Genomic DNA, 6,632 nt, shown 5'->3' with positions numbered 1-6,632 from the left:
ACACCCCCCCCCCCCCCTCAAACCCCCCGCAGGCCAAACCCCCCCCGCGCGTCTGTCTAAACTGCTCGCGGCTTGATCAACTCACCACGGTGTTGCTACGACCCCTGGAATCCGCCGGTTCCGGGGCCTTCGTGCGCGTCAGATCTCGTACGCCGCCCTCGGCACCGCCAGTTCCACCGGTCCGTCGAAGACCTCGCGGGCGTCGGCGAGGTTGACCTCGGGGTCGGTCCAGGGCGGGATGTGGGTGAGGACCAGGCGGCGGGCGGCCGCCCGGGCCGCCGTCTCGCCGGCCTCGCGGCCGTTGAGGTGCAGGTCCGGGATGTTCTCCTTGCCGTGCGTGAACGCGGCCTCGCACAGGAACAGGTCGGCGTCCCGGGCCAGCGTGTCCAGCGCCTCGGTGACACCCGTGTCGCCCGAGTACGTCAGCGTCTTGCCCCCGTGCTCGATACGGATGCCGTACGCCTCCACGGGGTGGCGGACCTTCTCGGTGTGCACCGTGAACGGGCCGATCTCGAACGTGGACGGCTTGACCGTGTGGAAATCGAAGACCTCGCTCATGGACGAGGCGGTCGGGGTGTCGGCGTAGGCCGTGGTCAGGCGGTGTTCCGTGCCCTCGGGTCCGTACACGGGGATCGGATCGGCCCGGCCGCCCTCGTGCCGGTAGTAGCGCGCCACGAAGTAGGCCAGCATGTCGATGCAGTGATCGGCGTGCAGATGACTGAGGAAGATCGCGTCGAGGTCGTAGAGACCGCAGTGGCGCTGCAGCTCGCCCAGGGCGCCGTTGCCCATGTCGAGGAGCAGCCGGAAGCCGTCGGCCTCGACGAGGTAGCTCGAACAGGCCGATTCCGCGGACGGAAACGACCCCGAGCAGCCGACGACGGTGAGCTTCATGAAGCAGGAACCTCCGTTGGCGGGAAATCCGGAAGTCCGGTGGGACCGGAAGGAGAGGGAAGGGCGAAAGCGTGCAAGGGGCAGACGGGGGTCGTGCGGTCCGTCGAGCGTAAGGCGCGAAAGAGCCGGTCGCTCCTCCACCAGGGGCCGTTGTGGGCGAACTCACCTGCTCTGTCACCGGTTCGGCTGGACCAGGGGCGCAAGAGGCTTGAGAGAGGGCGCGCAATGGGGATCGCGCGCCGGTAACGTCGTGCGTATGGACACGTCCTGGTGGCTGGCGCTCGCGGCGGTGGTGCTGCTCGCGCTCGTCGCCACGCTCGTCGACGGGTGGGGTCGCGGTCGGCGACCGGACCGGCGCAGGACGCGGCCGCCGGGTCGGCGGGAGGGGCCGCAGGGGCGGGCGGCGCGGCCGCACCCCGGGGACATCTGGTGGGCGAACGTGCCCTTCGAGGACAGGTCGGACGGCAAGGACCGGCCCTGTCTGGTGCTGGCCGTGCGCGGCAACCGCGCGACGGTCGCCAAGATCACCAGCAAGTACCACGACGAGCGTTCCGGGGTCATTCCGCTCCCGCCGGGCTCGGTCGGTGACGCGCACGGCCGCCCGAGTTTCCTGGAGACCGACGAGCTGCGCCAGGTGCCCGTGTGGGAATTCCGGCGCCGGGTGGGCGTGGTCGACCCGGTCCTGTGGGACCAGGTGCGGCATCTGGCCGGCTGAGCCGGGCCTCAGCGCACCCGGACGGTGACCGTCCACCTCTCGATGCCCTGGCAGGACACCTGTCCGGGACTGCTGCTCCGGGCACAGAGCGGACGGGACGAGGTGAGCTTCGCGGTGCCCGTGGCCACCGCGTCGTACGCGGCGACGGCATCACCCGGAAGGATGACGATGCCCGGGTTGGCGGCCTTCAGCACATCGCCGGTGACCACGACCGGCTTCCAGGGGCGCTCCTTGGTGCCGTCCAGGGTCAGGCGGACCTGACCGCCGGTCGTCAGGCAGATGGTGCGGCCGTCGTCGGCGGTGGTGAGCTCGGCGTTGTGCGTGCACTCCGCCTCGGTCGGTGCCGGGGACGACGAGGTGGCCGGGGCCGTGCTCGCGGACGCCGAGGCGCTCGCCGACGCGCTGCGGGAGGGTGACCCCGCGCCGCTGTCCGCCCCCGTGCCCCCGTTCTGCGAGCCGCAGCCCACAAGGAGGAGAGTGACTGCCGCGACGGAGGTGACCGTCGTGCGGTGGAGCGTCGTACGACGCATGGGGGGACCGCCTTTCCGCCGGGACGGGATCCTGCTGCAGGTGTGACGTTCCACCTGCGCGTCCGGATCCGGGAAGGACCCCGGCCGTGCCCGACGGCCGGGGTCCCCCGCTCAGCGGAACGGAATCAGCTGGTCGTGACGGCGGTGTCGTCCACGACGAAGCTGGTCTGCAGCGAGGAGTCCTCCACGCCGCTGAACTTCAGTGTGACCGTCGAGCCCGCGTACGAGGACAGGTCGAGGGTCTTCTGACCGTAGCCGGAGGCGGCGTTGAGGTTCGAGTACGTCGCCAGGGTTGTCGAACCGGCGGTGACCGTCAGCTTGTCGTACTGGGTGCTGCTGGTGGTCTCCGCCGTGTCGACGTGCAGGTAGAAGGTGAAGCTGGCCTTGCAGCCGGACGGGATCGTCACCGACTGGGAGAGCGTGTCGGTGTGCGAGGAGCCGTAGCCGTCGAGCCAGGCCTTGTACGAGCCGGCGTGGGCCGCCTCACCGCTGTCGTTGGTGATGACGCCGCTGCTGGCGGTCCAGGTGGTGTTGCCCGACTCGAAGCCCGGGTTGCCGAGGAGCTGCGAGGAGGTGCAGGTGCCGCCGGAGGAACCGACCGTCCAGGTGAAGGAGGCCGCGCCCGAGGCGCCGGTGGAGTCGGTCGCGGTGACGGTGACCTGGTAGGTCCCCGCGGTGGACGCCGTACCGGAGATCAGGCCGGTCGAGCTGTTGATGGACAGGCCGGCCGGCAGGCCGGAGGCGCTGTAGGTGAGGCTCGCGCCCGCGCTGTCGCTCGCCGATATCTGCAGGCTGACCGAGCCGCCGGTGGTCGTCGACTGGCTGCCCGGGTTGGTGACGGTCACCGTGTTGCCGCTGCTGCTGCCGGCGGTGAAGGCGGTGGTGCCGTTGGGGGTGCCCCAGCCGGTCGGGCCGTCGTAGCCGGTGCGGGCGGTGCAGAAGTACGAGGTGGCGCAGGAGCCGTTGTTGCCGCTGGTCACGTCGTACAGGTTGGCGGTGTGGGAGTAGGGGTACTTCGCCGGGTAGTCGGCGGAGCCCGGGGTGCCCGCGAGGGCGTAGACCCCGGCGATGATCGGGGCGGAGGCGCTGGTGCCGCCGTAGACCGCCCAGCCGGAGCCGCCGTAGGTGTCGTAGACCGCGACGCCGGTGGCCGGGTCGGCGACGGCGGAGACGTCGGCCTCCATGCGCTTGGAGCAGCTGCTGTCGGTCTGCCAGCTCGGCTTGGGGTCGTAGGCGGAGCAGCCGGAGCCGGTGCCCTCGGTGCTGCTGGTCTTCCAGACGGACTCGGTCCAGCCGCGGGAGTTCGACGAGGTGCTCAGCGCGGTGCCGCCGACGGCGGTCACGTACTGGGAGGTCGCCGGGTACTCGGCGCCGTAGCCGGAGTCACCCGCGGAGACGGTGATCGCCACGCCGGGGTGCTTGAAGTACTGGGTGTCCTCGCTGGTCTGGGAGGAGGCTTCGTCGCCGCCCCAGCTGTTGGAGACGAACTTCACGCCGAGCGCGACGGCCTCGTTCTCGGCGATGCCGAGGTCGGTGTCGTTCGCGGAGTCGGCCTCGACCAGGACGATGTTGCAGTTGGGGCAGACCGCGCTGACCATGTCGATGTCCAGCGCCTCTTCACCGGCCCAGCCGGTGTCGTTGGACGGCAGCGAGGTCGTCGAACCGGTCTGACTGACCTGCTTGAAACAGCCGTTGGCCTTGGTGCAGGCGGACAGGCCGTACTGCGAGCGGTAAGTGGCCAGGTCCGACTCGGCGTTGGGGTCGTTGTAGGCGTCGACGACGGCGACGGTCAGGCCGGAGCCACCGGTCGAGGGCAGGTTGTAGGCGCTGTGCAGGTTGGCCGGGCTCAGGCCGGAGGGCGCGGCGGCCACGGCCGCGGCCAGCCGCTGCTTGATGTCGGTGCGGCGCTGGGCGAAGCAGGACGCGTGACCGGGCTTCGCGGTGGCGCACAGGTGCTCGGTCGGCACCCTCTGGCCGGCCTTGCCGGTGGAGTGGAAGGTCTGGCGCTCGGGGGCGGTGAGGGCCTTGGCGTTCTGGGCGGTGCGGGAGGTGTGGGGCGCTGTGGTCGTCCGGGCTCCGGCGGCGGGGGCCGCCATGAGTCCGGCGACGGTGAGGGCGAGGGCCGGGACGGCGGCGGTCAGGAGTCTTCGCAGGCTCCGTCGCCGCTTGTTCGGGCGTGACTCACGCATGGGGTACTGCCTCCATCGGGAGTGGGGATCTCGATTCGGGTGGCAGCCCGTGACGCGCGTAGCGGCGGGTAAAGCGCGGTCATGAGCATGACACTTTGAAACGCCTTGAACGCCCCGCATCAGCCGGGTGAGCGTGGCATGACAGGGGCGCGGGCAGAACCTAGCCCCTGCGAGGGCTGGTCGGGCAGTCCCGAAAGAAGATCTTTGCCGCCCCATAACAAGCGCTTAGCCCCCTCATAGGAGGGGGTTGGCGCGTAGATGATGAGGCCTATGCCCAGAGCTGACCCTGGAGCGTCTCGATGGCCTCCTCCGTCGTGGCGGCCGTGTAGACGCCCGTGGAGAGGTACTTCCAGCCGCCGTCGGCCACGATGAAGACGATGTCGGCGCTCTCCCCCGCCTTGACGGCCTTCTTCCCTACGCCGATCGCCGCGTGCAGGGCGGCGCCGGTCGAGACGCCCGCGAAGATGCCCTCCTGCTGGAGGAGTTCACGGGTGCGGGTGACCGCGTCGGCCGAGCCGACCGAGAAGCGGGTGGTGAGAACGGAGGCGTCGTACAGCTCCGGTACGAAACCCTCGTCGAGGTTGCGCAGGCCGTACACCAGGTCGTCGTAGCGCGGTTCGGCGGCGACGATCTTCACGTCGGGCTTGTGCTCGCGCAGATAGCGGCCGACGCCCATCAGGGTGCCGGTGGTGCCGAGGCCGGCCACGAAGTGCGTGATCGACGGCAGGTCGGCGAGGATCTCCGGGCCCGTGGTCGCGTAGTGGGCGCCCGCGTTGTCCGGATTGCCGTACTGGTAGAGCATCACCCAGTCGGGGTGCTCGGCGGCCAGCTCCTTGGCGACGCGCACGGCGGTGTTGGAGCCGCCCGCGGCCGGACTGGAGATGATCTCGGCGCCCCACATGCCGAGCAGGTCCCGGCGCTCCTGCGAGGTGTTCTCCGGCATCACGCACACCATGCGGTAGCCCTTGAGCTTTGCCGCCATGGCCAGCGAGATGCCGGTATTGCCGGACGTCGGCTCCAGGATCGTGCAGCCCGGGGTCAGTCTGCCGTCCTTCTCCGCCTGTTCGATCATGTGCAGAGCCGGGCGGTCCTTGACCGAGCCGGTCGGGTTGCGGTCCTCCAGCTTGGCCCAGATGCGGACCTCGGGGGACGGCGACAACCGCGGCAGGCGCACCAGAGGGGTGTTGCCCACCGCGGCCAGCGGGGAGTCGTAACGCATCGGTGATCAGCGGCCGATCAGGCCATGCCGCCGGCGACGGCGGGCAGGATCGTCACGGTGTCGCCGTCGGACAGCTTGGTGTTGATGTTGTCGAGGAAGCGGACGTCCTCGTCGTTCAGGTAGACGTTGACGAAGCGGCGCAGCTTGCCTTCGTCGACGATGCGGGCCTGGATGCCAGCGTGCCGGGTCTCGAGGTCGGCGAACAGGTCGGCGAGGGTCTCACCACTGCCCTCCACCGCCTTCTGACCGTCGGTGTACTGGCGGAGGATGGTGGGGATGCGGACCTCGATGGCCATGGTTGCGGGCTCCTGTCGGAAGTAGTCAGGGTGGGGCACCCCCTGCTCGGACGAAGCCGAGAGCTCGGGGGAGGGCGGGCGGCCGCGCGGGGAGCGTACTCGTACGCGGTTGAACCAGCCGCGGCTCACGGCCGTACGGCGGCAGGGTTCGGCGTCAACAGATGGCGCTGGCGAGCCTGCACAGGTCGACGTGCAGCCGCGCCACGAGCATCACGCCCGGCGTCTTGTCGCTCACGTCGTGGAGAACCATGCGCTCATCGTATCGATTCCCGGTCCGGATCCCGGAGTGTGATCTCGCATCGTGGATGGATTCTGACCGGACTGCGGGATCAGTGGGCCTCCACGACCTTGACCTCCTCCTCGGTGACCTCGCCGTCCCGGATGCGGAAGGAGCGGAACTGGAACTCGCCGAGGCCGTCGGTGTCGGCCGTCGAGACCAGCACGTAGTGGGCGCCGGGCTCGTTGGCGTAGGAGATGTCGGTGCGGGACGGGTAGGCCTCGGTCGCGGTGTGGGAGTGGTAGATGATCACCGGCTCCTCGTCCCTGTCGTCCAGCTCCCGGTAGAGCTTGAGCAGGTCGCCCGAGTCGAACTCGTAGAAGGTGGGTGACATGGCCGCGTTCAGCATCGGGACGAAGCGCTCGGGGCGGTCCGAACCCGCGGGGCCGGCGACGACACCGCACGCCTCGTCGGGGTGGTCCTTGCGGGCGTGGGCGACGATCTGGTCGTAGAGGGCCCGGGTGATGGTCAGCATGTCGGTCAGGATAAGCAGAGGGCCGGGCCCGAACGCAAGC

8 protein-coding genes are annotated in these 6,632 nt (G+C 70.0%); 1 reads left to right on the top strand and 7 read right to left on the bottom strand.

Translation table 11 applies throughout. From position 1 onward, the window contains the following. Positions 1 to 138: 138 nt before the first annotated feature. Positions 139 to 891 carry an MBL fold metallo-hydrolase gene (locus ACFW2E_RS38460; protein WP_384474176.1) on the bottom strand — a complete coding sequence of 251 codons (753 nt, stop codon included), beginning with the start codon at positions 889 to 891 and terminating at the stop codon, positions 139 to 141. A 256-nt stretch (positions 892 to 1,147) separates the two neighbouring features. Here ACFW2E_RS38460 and ACFW2E_RS38455 point away from each other — a divergent pair, with 256 nt between their 5' ends. Next, positions 1,148 to 1,606, top strand: coding sequence for a type II toxin-antitoxin system PemK/MazF family toxin (locus tag ACFW2E_RS38455; protein WP_384474173.1), 459 nt, complete (start codon positions 1,148 to 1,150; stop codon positions 1,604 to 1,606). Positions 1,607 to 1,614: 8 nt separating this feature from the next. Here the strand turns inward: ACFW2E_RS38455 and ACFW2E_RS38450 are convergent, their stop codons facing one another. From ACFW2E_RS38450 to ACFW2E_RS38425, 6 genes are all read right to left on the bottom strand, one after another. Next, positions 1,615 to 2,136, bottom strand: coding sequence for a hypothetical protein (locus tag ACFW2E_RS38450; protein WP_384474170.1), 522 nt, complete (start codon positions 2,134 to 2,136; stop codon positions 1,615 to 1,617). A gap of 125 nt (positions 2,137 to 2,261) precedes the next feature. Further along, complete coding sequence (locus tag ACFW2E_RS38445; RefSeq protein WP_384474167.1) at positions 2,262 to 4,325, bottom strand: putative Ig domain-containing protein; 2,064 nt, start codon at positions 4,323 to 4,325, stop codon at positions 2,262 to 2,264. A gap of 268 nt (positions 4,326 to 4,593) precedes the next feature. Further along, complete coding sequence (locus ACFW2E_RS38440) at positions 4,594 to 5,544, bottom strand: PLP-dependent cysteine synthase family protein (RefSeq protein ID WP_384474164.1); 951 nt, start codon at positions 5,542 to 5,544, stop codon at positions 4,594 to 4,596. A 17-nt stretch (positions 5,545 to 5,561) separates the two neighbouring features. After that, on the bottom strand, positions 5,562 to 5,840 hold the full coding sequence (locus ACFW2E_RS38435; protein ID WP_384474162.1) for a MoaD/ThiS family protein: 279 nt from the start codon (positions 5,838 to 5,840) through the stop codon (positions 5,562 to 5,564). 154 nt (positions 5,841 to 5,994) lie between these two features. Next, positions 5,995 to 6,090 carry a putative leader peptide gene (locus ACFW2E_RS38430; protein WP_384474160.1) on the bottom strand — a complete coding sequence of 32 codons (96 nt, stop codon included), beginning with the start codon at positions 6,088 to 6,090 and terminating at the stop codon, positions 5,995 to 5,997. Between the two features lie 79 nt (positions 6,091 to 6,169). Then, positions 6,170 to 6,592, bottom strand: a complete 423-nt coding sequence (locus tag ACFW2E_RS38425; protein ID WP_384474157.1) for a Mov34/MPN/PAD-1 family protein — start codon at positions 6,590 to 6,592, stop codon at positions 6,170 to 6,172. Positions 6,593 to 6,632 lie beyond the last annotated feature (40 nt).

Source organism: Streptomyces sp. NPDC058964 (assembly GCF_042741275.1).
In the GTDB taxonomy this organism is placed as follows: domain Bacteria; phylum Actinomycetota; class Actinomycetes; order Streptomycetales; family Streptomycetaceae; genus Streptomyces.
This window is presented reverse-complemented; position numbering and strand designations above follow the sequence as displayed.